The sequence below is a fragment of the Spiroplasma sp. DGKH1 genome (assembly GCF_040940205.1).
Lineage (GTDB): Bacteria > Bacillota_I > Bacilli_A > Mycoplasmatales > Mycoplasmataceae > Spiroplasma.
This window is the reverse complement of the sequence record NZ_JASTWG010000008.1, coordinates 55,306-73,043: the sequence shown is the minus strand read 5'-3', so window position 1 is coordinate 73,043 and position 17,738 is coordinate 55,306. Positions and strand designations below refer to the sequence as shown.

At 26.1% G+C, this 17,738-nt stretch carries 21 protein-coding genes and 1 other RNA gene; 20 read left to right on the top strand and 2 right to left on the bottom strand.

Annotated elements, in window-relative coordinates; translation table 4 throughout:
• Positions 1-86: 86 nt before the first annotated feature.
• The gene (locus QPK10_RS06375; RefSeq protein ID WP_368487169.1) at positions 87-593 is read right to left on the bottom strand and encodes a TIR domain-containing protein; all 507 of its coding nucleotides are present in this window, start codon (positions 591-593) and stop codon (positions 87-89) included.
• 97 nt (positions 594-690) lie between these two features.
• Here QPK10_RS06375 and rnpB point away from each other — a divergent pair.
• From rnpB to QPK10_RS06310, 13 genes are all read left to right on the top strand, one after another.
• Positions 691-1,060: RNase P RNA component class B (gene rnpB, locus QPK10_RS06370), an RNA gene on the top strand.
• Positions 1,061-1,183: 123 nt separating this feature from the next.
• On the top strand, positions 1,184-1,996 hold the full coding sequence (locus QPK10_RS06365) for a hypothetical protein (RefSeq protein WP_368487168.1): 813 nt from the start codon (positions 1,184-1,186) through the stop codon (positions 1,994-1,996).
• A gap of 319 nt (positions 1,997-2,315) precedes the next feature.
• The gene (locus QPK10_RS06360; RefSeq protein WP_368487167.1) at positions 2,316-3,101 is read left to right on the top strand and encodes a hypothetical protein; all 786 of its coding nucleotides are present in this window, start codon (positions 2,316-2,318) and stop codon (positions 3,099-3,101) included.
• Positions 3,070-4,242 carry a phosphatase PAP2 family protein gene (locus tag QPK10_RS06355; protein WP_368487166.1) on the top strand — a complete coding sequence of 391 codons (1,173 nt, stop codon included), beginning with the start codon at positions 3,070-3,072 and terminating at the stop codon, positions 4,240-4,242. Before QPK10_RS06360 ends, QPK10_RS06355 begins: the two co-directional genes overlap by 32 nt.
• A gap of 253 nt (positions 4,243-4,495) precedes the next feature.
• Positions 4,496-5,734 (top strand): hypothetical protein, encoded by a 1,239-nt coding sequence (locus QPK10_RS06350; RefSeq protein WP_368487165.1) that lies wholly within the window; start codon positions 4,496-4,498, stop codon positions 5,732-5,734.
• 29 nt (positions 5,735-5,763) lie between these two features.
• Positions 5,764-5,985, top strand: coding sequence for a hypothetical protein (locus tag QPK10_RS06345; RefSeq protein WP_368487164.1), 222 nt, complete (start codon positions 5,764-5,766; stop codon positions 5,983-5,985).
• Between the two features lie 2 nt (positions 5,986-5,987).
• Complete coding sequence (locus tag QPK10_RS06340) at positions 5,988-6,203, top strand: hypothetical protein (RefSeq protein WP_368487163.1); 216 nt, start codon at positions 5,988-5,990, stop codon at positions 6,201-6,203.
• Positions 6,190-6,450: a hypothetical protein gene (locus tag QPK10_RS06335; RefSeq protein ID WP_368486010.1), complete on the top strand. Its 261-nt coding sequence runs from the start codon at positions 6,190-6,192 to the stop codon at positions 6,448-6,450. Before QPK10_RS06340 ends, QPK10_RS06335 begins: the two co-directional genes overlap by 14 nt.
• Before the next feature lie 2 nt (positions 6,451-6,452).
• Positions 6,453-6,698: a hypothetical protein gene (locus tag QPK10_RS06330; RefSeq protein ID WP_368486009.1), complete on the top strand. Its 246-nt coding sequence runs from the start codon at positions 6,453-6,455 to the stop codon at positions 6,696-6,698.
• A complete protein-coding gene (locus QPK10_RS06325) occupies positions 6,698-7,039 on the top strand; it encodes a hypothetical protein (protein ID WP_368487162.1) in 342 nt (113 codons plus the stop codon). The genes QPK10_RS06330 and QPK10_RS06325 overlap by 1 nt, the downstream gene beginning before the upstream one ends.
• 54 nt (positions 7,040-7,093) lie before the next feature.
• Positions 7,094-7,630 (top strand): sugar-phosphate nucleotidyltransferase, encoded by a 537-nt coding sequence (locus QPK10_RS06320; RefSeq protein ID WP_368487161.1) that lies wholly within the window; start codon positions 7,094-7,096, stop codon positions 7,628-7,630.
• A complete protein-coding gene (locus QPK10_RS06315) occupies positions 7,621-9,456 on the top strand; it encodes a DNA cytosine methyltransferase (protein ID WP_368487160.1) in 1,836 nt (611 codons plus the stop codon). The genes QPK10_RS06320 and QPK10_RS06315 overlap by 10 nt, the downstream gene beginning before the upstream one ends.
• A gap of 19 nt (positions 9,457-9,475) precedes the next feature.
• Positions 9,476-9,865 (top strand): hypothetical protein, encoded by a 390-nt coding sequence (locus QPK10_RS06310; protein ID WP_368487159.1) that lies wholly within the window; start codon positions 9,476-9,478, stop codon positions 9,863-9,865.
• Here QPK10_RS06310 and QPK10_RS06305 read toward each other — a convergent pair.
• On the bottom strand, positions 9,849-10,565 hold the full coding sequence (locus tag QPK10_RS06305; RefSeq protein WP_368487158.1) for a hypothetical protein: 717 nt from the start codon (positions 10,563-10,565) through the stop codon (positions 9,849-9,851). The genes QPK10_RS06310 and QPK10_RS06305 overlap by 17 nt on opposite strands.
• A gap of 449 nt (positions 10,566-11,014) precedes the next feature.
• Here QPK10_RS06305 and dnaG point away from each other — a divergent pair, with 449 nt between their 5' ends.
• From dnaG to QPK10_RS06270, 7 genes are read left to right on the top strand one after another with little or no spacing between them, the layout of a single operon-like run.
• A complete protein-coding gene (gene dnaG / locus QPK10_RS06300; RefSeq protein WP_368487157.1) occupies positions 11,015-12,895 on the top strand; it encodes a DNA primase in 1,881 nt (626 codons plus the stop codon).
• A gap of 12 nt (positions 12,896-12,907) precedes the next feature.
• Positions 12,908-13,066 carry a hypothetical protein gene (locus QPK10_RS06295; protein ID WP_368487156.1) on the top strand — a complete coding sequence of 53 codons (159 nt, stop codon included), beginning with the start codon at positions 12,908-12,910 and terminating at the stop codon, positions 13,064-13,066.
• Position 13,067: 1 nt separating this feature from the next.
• A complete protein-coding gene (locus QPK10_RS06290) occupies positions 13,068-13,772 on the top strand; it encodes a lipoprotein (protein WP_368487155.1) in 705 nt (234 codons plus the stop codon).
• Positions 13,773-13,790: 18 nt separating this feature from the next.
• Positions 13,791-14,093, top strand: a complete 303-nt coding sequence (locus QPK10_RS06285) for an Mbov_0395 family pilin-like conjugal transfer protein (protein ID WP_368487154.1) — start codon at positions 13,791-13,793, stop codon at positions 14,091-14,093.
• A 16-nt stretch (positions 14,094-14,109) separates the two neighbouring features.
• Positions 14,110-15,792: an Mbov_0396 family ICE element transmembrane protein gene (locus QPK10_RS06280; protein WP_368487153.1), complete on the top strand. Its 1,683-nt coding sequence runs from the start codon at positions 14,110-14,112 to the stop codon at positions 15,790-15,792.
• Positions 15,793-15,842: 50 nt separating this feature from the next.
• Positions 15,843-16,181, top strand: coding sequence for a hypothetical protein (locus tag QPK10_RS06275; RefSeq protein WP_368487152.1), 339 nt, complete (start codon positions 15,843-15,845; stop codon positions 16,179-16,181).
• Positions 16,182-16,206: 25 nt separating this feature from the next.
• Positions 16,207-17,502: a hypothetical protein gene (locus QPK10_RS06270; protein ID WP_368487151.1), complete on the top strand. Its 1,296-nt coding sequence runs from the start codon at positions 16,207-16,209 to the stop codon at positions 17,500-17,502.
• Positions 17,503-17,738 lie beyond the last annotated feature (236 nt).

Here is a 17,738-nt window from a genome sequence, read left to right as displayed (position 1 = left end):
GGAATGAGTCCTGTTGAATACAGAAAATCATTCCTATAACTTATTTTTAATATGTCTACTTTTCTTGACATATTCATATCACTATTTTATAGATTTTGCCGGAATAATGCTAAATTATTATGGGCAACTTGCGCGGTTTGCTCTTCAGCAATGGTAATCCATTCTAATGGTTTCATGCTGATAGGATTTCAATTATATAATTGGAGATATCCTTTTTTATAATTTTCAATTAACCGGGCGGGAATTGTTTTTTCATCAATTAATTTTTTGGTAAAACCATAGTTATTGTTAGTTGCCAAGAAAATCCCCAGAATTAAGGATTTTGGATCTTGTAAACTAGCAGCAATTTCTCAATCTACATTTTTTCGTTTTCAAGTTTCACTTCCTATTAAGACAATTGTGACATTGGTGTCTTGTAAGACTTCTTGTTTAACTTTATTAATAAGATCCTGGTCACTAAACAAGCGATCATTAACTTCCTCAGGATAATAACTTTCATTTGTAATATTAATTTTTTCTTGAAATTTTTCAAGAAACTGGTTCTTGTATTCATCATCTTTTCCAAGATGGTATGCTATGAAAACTTTCTTCATTTTTTATCTCACTTATTGTTATATTATATCTTTTCTTTACAAAAAATAAAATCAATGGTGCGAATTCTTAATCTTTGATATAATTATAAAAGAGTTATGGTCGAACTAGTTGCTATTAATTAAAGTTAATAGAGGAAACTCCACGCTCGCACAATCTGCGAAGATTGTAGTGTTTGTGCTAACCGAAACCATAAGGTTAGGCATAGGTGAACCTATGACGGCTGGTAGCTAGCGCTAAGTTAATGTGTTAATATGCGCCGTACCTATAAAAGTGCCACAGTGACGATGTTCTAAAGAAATTTAGAAAGTGGAACGGGTAAACCCCACAAGCGAGAAACCTAAATTTTGGTAAGGGAATCTGTTCTTTTTAAAAAGGAAGAAAGAACGGAATTTAAATAGAAATTATTTAAATAGATAAATAACTAGTGATTTATAGCAATATAAATAACAGAACGTGGGTTATGAGATCATAACTTTTTTATTTTGGTTAAATATTTGTTAGGTGAAAATATTTTAAAAAAAATTTAAAAATAGTTGACTTTTATTTTTTACTATTTATAATTTTTATAAATAGTAAAAAGGAGTAAAAAATGAAAGAAAAAAATACCACTGTTAGTTTAAATGTTAAAAATGATAGTATTTTAACAAGAATTAAAAAATCATTATTTGATAAAGAATTATATAACCAACGCTCAATTGTTTTTAAAATTACTGCTACTGCTGTTTTTTTAGGAATTGCAATTGGATTAAGTTTAATTGAAATTTTTGATGTTCCCATGCCTTGGGGAGCAACTTTTGGGGTACGGTTCTTTGATACACTAGTCTTAATTTATTCGATCTCAATTGTTGGGTTAGGGTTTAGTTTATTAGAAGGGATTGCCTTACCATGAATACATAATTTAATTGATGGCCACCATACCTGAATTGAAATGTTCTTCTTTATGGTCTCAAATATATTAGTTGTTTTCATTACCTGATTTATCTATTACATTGTCTTTAATGCTTATTATAAATCACGAGTTCCCGAAAATATTGAAGACCATGATATTCATGAATATCATGTTGTTAAAAAACCCCATGATCACCACCACCGAATTGGTACAATTGGATTAACAAAGAAAATTACCGCTTTTAGTATAATTGTTCCCATTTGTGCTTTAATTGAAGCTTGTGCGGTATTATTAGTTGCTAAAATTTTATTATCAACTGGTCACCAAAGTTTTGATGTTGATGAAGGGGAAAGCGGACTAGATGGGATCTTCAGTAGTTGGCAACATACTTTAACATTCTTAGCTATCTTCTTTGGGATTTTTCTGGCAAAATATATTTTAAATACCACATTGTTTATTTTGTTAGAACGTCGTACCAGAAGTTTAATTGACCGGTATGGAATTTATGCTTAATAATAAGTTAATAATATTATTAAAATTTAACACCCATTGGGTGTTTTTTTAATTCTAAGGGAGATAAAATTCACCAGAGGATTTTAGAAATTTTTGTTATTTTTTGAAAATAAAGTAAGGTTTCCAAGAATTTTTTTTAAAAACTTATTTAAAAAATAGTATAATTATTTATAGAAATTGAAATGATATGAAGAAACAATACTATCAAAATCAATTTGTTAAAACAATGGGATAATTTTTAAATACTTTTTTATTTTAAAATCATTTTTAAGAAATAGTATTTAAGAATTTGAAATTAACTATTTAAAGGGGTAAAAAAATGGTGATATTTTCTTGAGTTTTGGCAATTATTATTGCAATTTTATTAGTTGGAAGCTTATGAGTTTTTCCTAATTTTTATTTTAAAACAACAAAAACTTGGTATTTACGCTTTGCAATTGTTGCTTGATTATTAATTACGGAAGCTACCCAATTTTGAGAAATGTTAAGCAACCAGGGATGGCAACATTTTGCCAATTATTTTACCTTATATGCTTGTACAATTTCAGCATGAGTAGCTATTATTATGCTTTTATATCCAAAAAGAATTTTTCTAGATTGTTTTTTCCCGCTAGGAGTAATGGGGCCAATTTTAACGTTAATTTTTCCAAGTAAACAACCAACTATTTTTGAATGAACCTATTATGTTTTCTTTTTAGGCCATATCTTAACGTTGTTTGGTTTTATGTATATCTACTTATTTAATTTCACAGATTATAAGTTTTCAAAACGAGCATTTCAATTTGCAATTATTACGGGAATTATTGTGTTAGCCTTAGTTGAGTTATTTAATGTCTATTTTGGCACAAATTACATTGTGGGAGACATTACATGAGCCCTAGGCTTAAAAGAATTACCACGCCCTTGGCAATTTGTGGTTGCTTTCTTTAGCGGTCTTGGTATTATTTTAATTGGTTTAGCAATTCCATACTTTTTCAAACCAATTTACCAATATCAAACTAATACTAAATTACATGAAACTTGATGAGAAATTTTGTTCGGAAAAATTAAAACTAAAATAAAACAGTCAAATAATGAAGTCAACGAATCCAACGAGGTCAGTTAAGGCTGATTTTTTCACGAACAAAAATTCCCATTGATATTTTTTTGCAATCCCTCTGTTAGTAATTTTTGTTATTAATTTAGGATTATTAATTGCAAGCGCGTGATATGGTGTTGATTATCAAATTGCGGCGGTACTAGCGGGTGGATTAAATAATGAATTTGGCAAATACTGAGCTCTTTTTTATAATCAATTAGGTAATACTGAATTATTTGTTGTCTTATTGATTTATTTAGCAATTTTGTTAGAAACGTTATTTTTAGTTAAAATTAAACGGAATAAAATAAAATTTAAAAATAATTATTGAATAGTAAATAGTTATTATATCATCGTAGGACTAGGATGAGTTATTGGCAACTCTCTTACGATTGCGTTTATTTCCACAACGGATGAAGGTTTTGGGGTTGGGATTGATTATATTTTACTTGATAGTATGAAATATCGATTGACTGGTTCAATTTTAGTTTTTATTTACCAAACAGTTTTATTAGGATTAGGTTTATACTATGTTCGTTTTAAATTAGTTAAAACAAACCGAATTTTAACTGAGCAAGCATGAATTAAAGCCGTGAAAGGGGTTTCTTTCTTAATTATTACTTATTTAGTAGTAGCTATTTTAAAGGGATCAACTCAACGAACATATTATTATAATGCTATTTTTGGAGATTTAATAAGAGCTCACCCGGATTTACTAAGCCATTACCTCCAACAATCTGAATTTAAATATGGCTATAATTTAGGGAGCGGTTATGTTGATAATATTCCGTGAGAATACCAATACCCTTGGTGGAAACCAACTAGTTTAATTGATAATCCTAATATGCCAGTTTTTAATCTCCCATGAGAGTATGCTTTTCCAAGTGGTCATATTAATGCGACCTTTTGTTCCGGGGCGTTAATTATTTTATTTTTAAAAAATAGTGATAATAAAGAAGTAAACTGAAAAGTAAAAGGATTATTTGTAATTTGATTAATTCACATTATTTCAATGAATTTTGCCTTAATTGTTGAACGTATGCACTGAATTTCTGATACTGCTTTTACCTTTGTCTTTTCAATATTAATGATTTTGGCTGTTCATTTTGGAGTTAATAAAATTTTTAAAAACCATTTAAATAGAGAACCGGCATTATTATTGACTTAATTAACTTATTAAGTCAATTTTTAATAATAAAATTTAATAATCGGATATAATATTATGAATAATGCGATAGAATAAAAAATTAGGTACCTCCTAATATTAAAAAAACGTCTATAAATATGGATGTTTTTTTAATATTCTACAAAAGTCAAGTAGGAGGTTAAAAATGAGTTTCGTAGCTGGTCAAAAATTTGAAAGAAGAACAGTTGTTACTTTAACAGAAGTAGGTGATGTTGCAAGAATAAGAGTTTCTAATATGCCATATAAAGTATGGAATGAACCATCTGTAATTAAAGTTGAAAAAGCTGTTATGTGAAAAGATGAAGATGACAATTGAATTGAATTAAAACCAGCTGTCTATGCACCAATTTCATATGCATGAAATAAATTTAGTAGATCAAAAGTTAGTGATCCTGTTGTTTTAGATACACCATCTGAAACTGACAAAGATGAAAATTTTTCAAAATCAGTTTCAAGTTTAAATAGATCTAGACAGAATATTCAAGATTTTGTTTACCTGAATTTTAGACCAAATGATTACTTTATAACGTTAACTTTTAAGGAAAATTTAACAGATATTAAAACTGCAAATGAGTATTTTAATAAGTTTAACATGAGATTTAATAAATATTTAAAAACTAGAAATGCTGAGTATAAGTGATTATTAGTTTATGAATATCAAGAACGTGGAGCAGTTCATTTTCATATTTTGTTGAAAAACACTGTAGATATGGATTTAGAAAAACTTACAACTAAAAAAATTAAAGATGGTAAGTTTGTGAAGTATCAGACAATCTTTAATTCTAAAGTTCTTGAAAAATTATGACCACATGGTTTTAACACCTGTATCAGAATTACTCAACGTGATATTGAAGAATCAGACACAATGGGTAAAATAGCTTCTTATATGGGAAAATACATTACTAAAATGTTTTATGAAAATCCTTATTCTGTTACTGAAGGTAAAACATTTAAAATGAAAAATTTAACGGATTATAAATGTCGTTTATTTAGAAGAAGCAAAAATCTATTAAAACCTAAAAAAACTAGGTTAGTAATAAACAAGGAAATAAACTTAGATAAAGTAACTAAAGAATTATTTCAAAAAGTAGAATATCGTGGCAAGAAAAAACTTATTGAAGTACGTAATCAGGATAATACTAAAAAAGCAATTGGTGAAACTCAAACTAATCGATACAAAAGTGACTCTGCCAGACTTTTGTTCAACTATTTAGTTGATATGCAGAGAATTCAGGCGAAAGGAACAACAGTAAATGAATTAGATGATATTCATTTTAAAATTAAAGGATTTGTAAAAAATCCAATAGTTTCTTTTTCTAAAGATATGAAATTCAACTTAGCATTAGCTAAAAAACTTTACCAAAGAGCAGGGAGTATGTTGAGTAAAAAGTATGTTGTGGCACATCACTATAAAAAGTTAAAACAACATGTGCGGAACAAACTTGATACTACCAACATAACTCTTACCATTTAGTTCAAAAAGTATAGAAAGGAATTAGATATATGAGCGATAATCAACCAACTTTTCAAAAACTGCATATTGAAAAGAGAACAACAAAAGTTGCTGATTCATTTTGTGAAGTATGTCCTACTGTTGATTTTGATCAATCATTACCGCAATATGCAATTATCACTAGTTTTAACTGTATTGTACTTTGTCAAAAACATTTTGATTTTTTAAGGCAATTAATTAATCAACTTGCAGCCTTAGGAAGGAGCACATAATTATGTGAGTCATTATAATTCAAAATATTGAAACATCAGAATATATAGGATATTACACAAATAAAAAAGGACGTATTTATTCATATTCAAATCGTGCTGCTGCAGAAGAACATTTAAGTTGATTGTTAAAACACAAGAACAATTTTAGATTATTAAAAGCTAATGAAAAATTAATAGTAGAAAAAATAGAAGGGAATGATCTATATGATAGAAAATAATAAAACTGATTTAAAGAGTGAACTGCAATTTTTGATGGATCAAGTAGTCAATGAAATAATATCTTTAGTTAAATACGAATCAATAATTATTCGGAAAATTGGTGAAATAGGAACTGAAAATGAATATGTGGCTATAATTCCATCAGTCTCTTTTACAACCAAAAAGAAAAGTTTATGCAAAAAAATTAGTGAAATTAATAATATCAAAAAGCAATTAATATTACTTGCTAAGAATGGAGGCAATTAATTATGTTATGTAAAAATGAATTATCAGAAAAAATATTATTATCATTAAAAATTAACAAATCATACAAAGCTGTCTTAAATGAAATATTAAAAAATATAGATAGTAATTTAATTAGTAAAAATTTAGTGTCAGAGCCATTATTGACTACTAAAGTAGAACTAAATATCCAAGAATTGGGATTAATATTAAACTTATTAAATCAACATTCTTCTAACAACTCAAGCAGTAAAGAGTGCAAAGATTTATAATGAAAAATTATGAAGCTATTAAATATAACAAGATTAACAAGTTAGAAGAATGAATAAAATTAAAGAAATTTAATTTAGTTATCAAAACCTGAAAATTATTAATTGAAAGTTTTAATTCTTTAAAAGAAGCTGAGAATTCATTAAAAATAAAAGTTTTAGAAAATAATTATATGTATGAAGAATTCAATGAAATAGAAAAATTATTAATTAAACATAAAATTTTAGTTACTTCTGAAATAAATAATTTTGGACAACTTAAATTTAATTTTATGGATAATGACAAGTTATTTAGTGAGATAGAAACTATTCAAATTTCAAATTATAAAGAGATTTATTTCTAGGAAAATATTTTCCTAGCTTAAAAAATATTTTACTGATATAGAAAGAGGAAATTTATGGCAAATACAGAATTTAGGATAGTTTCATCTGAACCAAAAATTAGAGATAAAGATCATGTAGAAACTCCAAAATGAGTTGTGCAAGATATGTATAAAAGAATTAATATTAGTACTTATCGAAATATATGATTACCCTTTAATCATTTAGAATCGGAATTTAGACAAGAAGCTTTAAACAATAATTTATCAAATTTTCAAGCAACACATATTTTTGATGATTTGCAAAATGACTTTTTTACTACAAAACCACCTAAAAATTGTGATCTTATTATTTCAAATCCACCATTTAGTATTCAAAATCAAATACTAGAAAGATTATTTAAACTAGATATTCCATTTGCAATGTTATTGCCTTTAAGAACATTAGAAACAACACCTAGAGGTAACTTATTTGAAAAACATAATAGTAATATTCAGATACTAATTTTTAAAAAGAGAATTAAGTTTAAAGGTTGTGTCAGTTCATTCAATCAAGGATGTCTTTGAGTTACATATAAATTAAATTTACCTGGAGCACAATTACAATGAATTTAATTAATAAAAAAATTAAAGTTCTAGAAATTTTTGGGGGAATAGGTGCACCACGTAAAGCTTTAGAAAATTTAGGATATGACATTAAATCAACAGATTATATTGAAGTATTAGATTATGCAACAATTGCTTATAATCGTTTGTTTAAAAATAAATATTCACCACAAGATGTTCGTAAATGAAATACTCAAATTGATTTATTAGTTCATGGTTCACCTTGTCAAGATTGAAGCAATGCTGGTAAAAAGAATATTGAATCTGGTAGAAGTTTATTATTTTTAGAAACTATTAGGATAATTGAAAAAGAATTAATGCATAAACCTAAGTATATAGTTTGAGAAAATGTCAAAGGTTTATTACAAAAATGCAAACATAAATATGGTTATTGTATATCATGTGATGATTTTAAGGGGGTATTAAATCATAAAGATTACTCATGTTATGAAAAAGATTTAAATTGTTCTAATTATATTAATGATATTTTAGAAAGTAACGGAACTAAAAAAGCTTGTCATTGATATTTTTTTAATTATTATCTATGAAAATTAGAAAATTTGGGATATACAAATACTTATAAAGTTTTAAATTCAAAAGATTTTGGAATTCCTCAAAATCGTGAGCGTGTATTTGTAGTATCAATTTTAAATTCAATAAATAAAAAATTCATATGAGAGAATGTTAAAGAAAATGAAATGATTCCTTTATCATATTTTTTAGAAAAAGGACATCTTTGAAAGGTAGAATCTAAATTTAAAGAATATAGTAATTTTTATACAATTCCACGAGCAACAGACAATAAACTGGTTAATGGAGCATATAATCGAATTTGAAAAATAAATTCATATGTAGGAACAATAAATGTAACTGTACCAATTAAAATTGGATTTATTGATTCTCAAAATATTTTACATTGACGAGAATTATCAGAACAAGAATCTTGAAAACTAATGGGTTTTACTGAAGGAGATTTTAAAAAAGTTAGAAAATCATTAAAAGATTTTTTAGACCAAAATGTAGATAAATCATATTATATCAAACAACCCTCAATGGCGAAAGCAATTCAAGAAGGCAAGATAAAAATTGTAGATAGCATTGCTCAATGTGTTACTACTAAACAAGTACGTTGAAACAATGCGGGAGTTGTTAAAATTCCAATTACAACTTTTAATAAAGATAATTATATTGTTAATAGTGAAAATGGTGAAATACCTACAATTATGGCATCTTCCAAAATTAAAATAGCAATTCCAATAAATAAAAATACTTTTAATAATCAAGGAAAAACACAAATTCCTATTATGAATCATACTCAAGTTAGTACATTTACTGATACAAGTAATAAAAAAGCAATTTTGCCTACAATAACTACTGCTCATGGTTGACCAGGGCAATTAGCAATTCCAATAAAAACTTATAAAGTTAATGATGATTATAATTATACTTTAGCTGATGGTTCACCTAGAAAAGCAGGAAAAATAAGAGAAAAGGAAGGAAACATTATTATTCCTTTATCAACTGTTCATCAAAATAACATAGTTGCTATGCCTGATGGCAATATTAATACTTTAACTTTATCCACAAAACAAAAAGTACTAGTTGATGCAAATGAATATTTGGGTGATGATATTCCAATATTTGAAATAGAAGGTAAATATTATTATTTAAGAGTTTTAACAGAGCAAGAATGTTGAAGATTAATGGGATTTAATGAACTAGATATTGAGGAAGTTAAAGAATTACCTAAAACAGCATTATATCAACTTGCAGGTAATTCAATTGTAGTTCCAGTTTTAGAAGCCATTTTTAAAGAGCTATTAAAAACTATTTAAATAAGAAGGAGAAAAATAAATGAAAGATTTAATAAAACCAATTATTACATATTATGGTGATAAACAAATAATTCAGGCGATAGAAGAAATGGCTGAATTACAAAAAGAACTGTGTAAAAACTTAAAAGGAAAGACCAACAAAGAATTAATAAAAGAAGAATTAGCAGATTGCTTTCTGATACTAGAACAATTAAAAGTATATTATAATTTTAATGATCAAGAAATTCAGGACATAATGATGCTTAAATTAAATAGGACTGTAAGTGTAATTAATAGTCAAATTTGTAATAGTTTTTGTATAGAAGAACAAAATAAAAATCAAATCACTTCTTTTGGAAAAACAATAAGTGGAATTGGTATAAAGAGGAATGAACATTTAAAAAAAATAAAATCTAAATTTGAGAAATAAATTCATTTTTAAATAAAAATGAATTTTTAATTAGTTTTTTATCTGGTACATGTTTAATTTTTCAAAGTTCTTGAAAAGTTTGCATTTCATTAATAAAAGCATATAGATATTTATCAAATTTACTTAAAAAAATATTATTTCTTAACATAAAATTTTCAGTTAATAAGTAAGCTTTAATGGTTTTTTGCCTAGAATTAATAATATGAGATATTCTAAAATTTCCATCAATTAATATTCACTTTTTTATCCCGTCATTAAATTTAGCTAAATAAATTGGTTTCTTTTGAATGGGTTGTTGTGTTAAGGATTCTACTAATGTTCATGAAATAATTGATTCATTTGTTTTAAACAAATCAATGTCTATTTCATTTCAATTATTCAATAAATTGTATTTAGTTAAAAAATCTTCAATCAGATCTATTCTATAGTTAATTAAAATTTTAATATTATTGTTAAAAGTAAAAGTTTGAAGAAATGTTTCATACTTAAGATTATTATTTGCATCTTTAATAAAATTTGAATTATCTTTTTTAAACTTTTTGGTTGTCTTATAATCAAGAAACTTTAGTACTTTAATTCATTTTTTTAAATATTTTTTAGTATTTTGTTTATAATACAAAATTGGTTGAACTTTAAGAAAATTATATAAAGATTTATAATTAATTGAATAAGTCTCATATTTTTCAAAGTTTACTGGCATATAAAATCTCCTAAAAAAGTTGTCTATGTAATTAATTATAACAATTTATTGAAATTTTATGCTAAAACTAATCTTTCTTAGAAAGTATGATATAAAATTTTGCTAATGTTAGGAAGTGAAAATATGACAACTAAATGAAAGACAAAAAATCCAAATGGAATTTTTTATAAATGATTTAAAGTTTTAAATATTTGAATTGTGTTATAATTTTATTGTAAAAATAAATATGCCAAAGTGTACTTCGGGTACCGGCAATTAAATAAATACTTTTTAGTATAAGTTTATGTCGGGACACGAAGTTTTTATTTTTTATAACTATTGCTAGTAAATAAATTTATTCGTCTACAAAATTAAGTACTAGTAAAAGAGATGTCCCATAAACTTTATTAAATAAGTATATGGGGCATTTTTATTTTTACTACAAAATTAATAGAAAGAAGGAATAATAAATGCTTAGTAAAGAACAAATTGAAGAAATTGTTAAAGGTAATGATATTGTTAAAACAATTACAAATCATGTTAACTTAAATAAACGCGGACGAGATTACATTGGACTTTGCCCATTCCATCAGGATTCTAATCCATCATTTTCTGTATCACCAGAAAGGCAATGATATAAATGTTTTAGTTGTAATGAATCCGGTAATTCATTAAATTTTATTCAAAAAATTAGCAATATTAGTTTTCCAGAAGCTTTACAAATAGCTGCTGATAATGCAAATTTAAAATTTGAGTCTTTAGATAACTATAAAATATTGAAAGAAAAACATAGTGATGAAGAAATCAGAATAATAGAAATGAATCGGCAAGCTGCATTATTTTATCAAAATAATCTCAGTGTAGTAAGTTCTGATCAACGTGAGGCACTAGCTTATTTGGAAAGCAGAAATATTGATCGCAATGATATTAATAAATTTTCAATTGGCTTAGCAGATTCAAATTCTACGAAGTTAGCTGATTTTTTAGAGAAAAAAGGCTTTTCTTTAATAGAAATTAAAGAAGCCGGATTAATTAGAGTTACAGATGATTATAAAAAACATTATGATTTTTTTACTCAAAGGATTATGTTTCCTATTAAAGATAAAGAAGGGAATATCATTGGTTTCTCGGGACGTACCATTGGAGAACCAAAAGAAGGAATTCCAAAGTATTTAAATACTGCTGAAACTAAAATTTTTAAGAAGAGTCAATTAATGTATAATATTGATCAATCAGTTAATGAGATAAAAAAACAAGATGATCTTATTATTTTAGAAGGTTATATGGATGCAATAGCATTATCAAAAGAAAATATTAATAATACAATTGCAATTATGGGAACTAGTTTAAGTGACTATCATATCAAAGAAATTAGTAAATTAACTAAAAATGTAACAGTTTTCTTGGATGGAGATAAACCAGGAATGGATGCAACATTAAAGATTAGTAAACAACTATTAGATGCTGATTTAACAGTTAATGTTGTTAATAATTCTACTGATAAAGATCCTGATGAATTAATTCAATCAAAAGAAAATATTCAAGAAATGATAAATAATAAAATGCATCCGATGTCATGATTAATGACAAGAACTAAAAATATGTATAATACTTCAGATTTAAATAGTGTAAAAAAATATATTTATTCAATTGGAAATATGATGATCTCAATTAAAGATAATACTACAAAAGAATTTTACTTAAATTGTCTAGCAAAAGAAACCAATATGTCACGTGAGATGGTTAACGATATATTAGGTTTTAAAACTAATTCTTTGAAATTATCACAATCACAAAATATGAATGAACAAGTTACTTATCATAATAAAGTTAAACAAACTTCAAGTTTTAATGATAAATATACTTCAGTAATTCAAAAGAATTTTAATATTAAAGCTGAAAGTGCTGGTGGTAAAGAGTTTACTTCCAAAACTGGTGAAGTATTTAAAACTGAAGCATCAATATTTTTAAAAATACCTTCATTTACACAAAATAATCAAGTTGTTAATGATTATGCTGTTTGAATTTCTAGAAAATATATTCATGAACTAAAAGATAAGTCAGGGAATATTAAAACTAATGACCCTCGAAAAGAATATGTTTTAAAAAATGATGCAGAATATACTTTAAAATTTATTAATTCTAATAAAGAATCTGAAGTAAAGCCAGATATTAAAATTTTAGGTAAAGATTTAGCAAGTATCTTAAAAACTAGAGAGAATGCTGAAAGATTAGATTACCAAAATTATAAAGATGGTCTAAAACAAAACTCACCACAAAATAAAACAAAAGAAGCTAATGAAAATACTAGAATTGAACAGTTAACACTATATCACGCTATGACACGCTAGGAAGGAGTATTTATGCAAAAGAAATTTAAAGAAAATAAAGTTCATTGGAAACTAAAAAGCAATAATTTAAAAATATGTGGTCAACGCAAGAATAAGCCAGCAAAATATCGTTTAGCTACTTTCATATTTATGAATAGAAGATGAAATCAAACTTTAAAAGGAGGAAAATAAAATGAAAAAGCTTTTATCGTTGTTAGCTGTAGTTACTTTAACTACATTTACTACAACTTTATTAGTTTCTTGTGATGGCACTAGTTTTGGTGGTGGAGGAAACAAACCAAATCCGCCTGTTCCCCCAGAACCAGAAGTTCATGATATTAAATATTATTTACAATTAATGAATTCATATTTAAATGAAATTCCAGATATGCAAGATGGTATTAATACTGCTAATAAATCAGATTTTCCTACAGAACAAGATTACGAAGAATTTTTAGCAGGATTACAAATTCAAATTGATGATGACATTGCAAAAACTCAAGATAGTGCATATCAAATTATTAAAATCTATTATAATGATTCATCAAAATTAACAGAATTTATCGATGCTATTAATAGTGTTATTACAGCATTTAATAGAATGTTAAATTCATCCGAATTAGATGGTAAATTAACTGCTGCAAAAGAGTTAAGTGATAATGTTATAAGTTTTAATGATTTATTATTAACTCCACAAGATATTAATAAATTAAAATCAGTTATCAATGAAATTTTAGGATTTAAAGTTGGATCAATATATACAAAAGGGGAATTAAAACATTTAACAAATGAGTTAATATCAATGCAAAATTTACCAGATATATACAATGATTCAGATATTAAGCCAGTAACAAAACAAATTACAATAGCAGAACAAGAATTATCTTTATATCAATAAAAGAAGGGAGAATATAATATGCAACATATTTTTAATTTTATAGCAGATACAGGACCAGATCTTTCTGGTGTTACTGAAACAATGAAAGTTTGAGTAAATATTATTTTAGGAGTATTATTTGGTCTTTTAGGACTATTTTGTTCCGTTAAAGTAGTAATTATTGCTTATCACATTGTTAAATCATCAGATAATCCAGAAGAACGTTCAACATATGTTAAATCATTAATATGGCCAATTGTCGGTATTATTGCAGCTGTATTAGTGCCAACAATAGTAAGTATTGTATTAACGGCAGTTGGAACCCCAACCGTAGGTTCCTAGAAAGGAAATAATTAATATGCATATTACTGAATTATTAACAACAAATTTATATTTTATGGGTTTCTTTGATCCATTAAAAAAAGTAGTATGAGAAATGATTTGAGGTATCTTTGTAATGGCACCGTTAAATATTATTAATTCATTTGAATTTGTTTTACAATATTTAGCCGGTGGTGTTGTTAATGATTTAATGTTTGGAGGCCAAGATGTTTTTTCATTAGAACATTTACCAATGCAATTTTGATGATTTGTAATAACAGCAGTGGTATTATTTACTGTTGTCTTTGTTATTCAAGTCATCGTTATTCAGTTTAAATCTCATGTAGAAAATAAAACAAAGTTTGTCCAGTGTATTTTAAATTCATTTAAAGCTTTTGCCTTTATGTTTTTAATCCCAATCTTTTTCTTAGTAGCTAATTATGGTATTAAATCATTTGCTAGTTTGCTAATAGGGAGTTTTGGTAATGGTTCAACTTTAGCAGATTATTTATATCATATTGGTGATCCAAATGGATTAACCGGAGCAACACCAAGTAATTTTGCCCCACCAAGTAACATTATGGATTACAACTTATTTATTGAAATATTTGGAGTATTCTTTATGTTCTTTGCCATTTGTATGGTGGGATTACAATTAGTTCAAAAAGTTATTGAGTTATTTTTTCTATTTGTTATTTCACCGGTGGTATGTATTATCATGGTGATTGATGATGGAAAAAGAGCGTATATTTGAAAAGATATGGTTATCGCTAAATTTCTAGCTACCACGGCAGTAGTTATTGGATTCTATGTGTTCATTGCTGCTTTACAGGCTGTAGTATCCAACGGAATGACTGGATTGGGTGGTGATTGATCAGCAAAAAGTTTATTCTTATTATTATTTATGGCTGGTGGTGGCCTTGCAATGTTATCATTTTCAACCATTATTGCGTCATTAACCGGTGAAGCTGTTGGAATTTCTGAAGGAATGTCATCAATTAAATCAACCATGGCAGCTGGTATGTTTGCAGCAGGAGCAGCAAAAATGACTGCTAAAGCATTTGGATTTGGTAAAAATAAAAAGGCGCAATTAGCAGCACAAAAAGCAGGGCTAGGTGGTTTAGGAAGTGACGGTAGCTCTTCAATGCCCTATGGCCAACAAGTTATGGAACAAAATATGCAAAATGGTATTCAAGTACCTCAGCGAAGAACTGCTGGATTATTTGCCAGACCAGGATTAGCTAGAGCATTTGCTGCAGCTGCAGCAATAACTGCAGGTACTGCATCAACTGTAGCTACTTTGTATCATGCAGGAAAAGCAGGTGGTGTAAAAGGAGTAGTAAAACAAATAGGGCAAGGAGTAAGTAAACCATTTGTTAAGTTAGGAAGAGCATTAAATCCAGCAATTCTTACAGAAGTTAGGGGTACCAGAGAGACAAAGCAAATATTGTTAAAAAATGCAAATAGTAAAATTGAAAAATTTAATAGTAAGTTAAATAAATATGATATTGATGACAAAAAATATGCTAAGTACATGAATAAACTAAAGAATGCTAATGACTTTAAAAATAAAATAGATAATCATATTATTAGATCTGAAGTTGAAAGAGAATGAAAAAAAGGAGGCAAAAAATCAACGTCAACTGGTAGTGATTTAAAAAATAAATTTTCTTATGGCGACAAATATACTACGTCAAATGAAAAAAATGGGAAAAAATAAATTTTCCCATTTTTATTGTGTATAATTATATATAGAAAGTTGGTGTTTTTATGGGACTGGGTAGAATGCTAGGGTTTGGTATTAATGAAAAAGGATATAAAAAACAATTAGAAAAAGAAAATAAATATTTTCGGGCACATTTAGAAGGAATTGAGTTAATTGGATATAAATCTAGAGTTTTAGATTGAAAGCATGAAGATGAAGTAAAATATGCTTGATCATGTTATCCAGAAATCAAAGACAGACGTACAAATAAGAATTTTTACGAATACTTTGGTATAGAAAATAATTATAATAAAGATAATAAACAAATAGAATTACTTAATAAAGAAAAAGAAATTTTAGAATTAAAATTAGAGTTGGAAAGAGAACGTAATAAAAAAAGATAATTTATTGAGGTTAAAATGTTTAATTATGAGTGAAGTTATTAATTCAGATAGTACAATTTTAGATAAAATTAATGTTTATTCTATTGCAATTTTTGGAAATGGTTTAGATATTGCATTAGGTAAACAAACAAAAATAAATGATTTTTTAAATTGACTAAAAAGTGTTATTAATTCAAATGCATATAATAAATTAAGCATTGCAAAAACTAAATTTGATGAATTAAAATATTTTTTAGAAAGTTACGAAAATTGACTATCTTCTAATAAAAAACTGAACGAAAATTGATCAAACATCGAGAATGATATTATTGAGTTTTTTACAGAATTTGAACTTGATTATGTATCTTTCTTAAAAAAAACTATAAAAAAAATAAGCCAAAAAGATTCCATATATAAAAAATTAAAGATTGGTTATGAAGTATTCTGTTTTTCAATGCAGTATTATTATTTTAATGAAATTAATCAAAAGGCATCTCAAAAAGCTAATTTAGAATTAGAAAAAAAGTTGAGTAGATTAAATACCTTTTGTAATAATTATTTTAATGAAATAATTTCACTAAATTATACTTCATTAGCTGATTTTATTCATCCAAATAGTAATGCATTTTTTTCAACAACTATTGGAATTCATTATCTTCATTATATTGCTTTTGGAACAGATCTTTTTGATTATGTTGCAAATTTATATTCAAAATCAACTAGTAATTCTCTTAATTTTGCGACTTTTGGATCAGCGCCAGAAATTTTAAGTCTTAAAAATTTTTCATTAAATAAAAGTGCGAGAGTATCTTATTCAAAGCCACAAATAGTATATAAAAAAACAAACATTCAAAACAAGGATTCTGAACCATGTGCGGAATGCAATAGAGTTGATACCATCACAACAATTGGATATAAAAAATATTATCAGTTACTTATTTTAGGAACTACTAATACAAATGTTGATTTATATACAGATCAAAATTATAATTTTCTTTTTAAAAATGAAAGCCCAAATTTATTTTTAAATAATTATCCATTGTATTTGCTTCAAGAAATTTATGAAAAAATTAAATTTAAATTATATGAAAATGAGCATATGCAAAAAATAATATTTATTTTTGGATACTCATTTGGTGAATCAGATTATCAATTGAATAATTTTATTTTAAAATTATTAAAAGAACATATGTTTAAAATTTATTACCTTTTTTTTAAAGAAGATCAAAATAATAATGAATTAATCACTGCCAATTTAGGATATATTAATAAATTTAGGACTAGATATAATATGGAGAAAATAGATTTAGATAGCTTTTTAAAGGTAGTTAAATTTATATAATAGTATATTTGCAAGTTAATGGTATAATTTTATTGTAAAAATAAATATGCCAAAGTGTACTTCGGGTACCGGCAATTAAACAGATACTTTTTAGTATAGGTTTATGCTGGTATCCGATTTTTTATTTTTTACATAAAAATTACTAAAAAGTGGTTTACTTTAAAACAAAATGTGTAGTATAATATAAGTGCGAGTTGCTCATATGAGCTATGTACTTAGAAATAAGTGCGCACGAG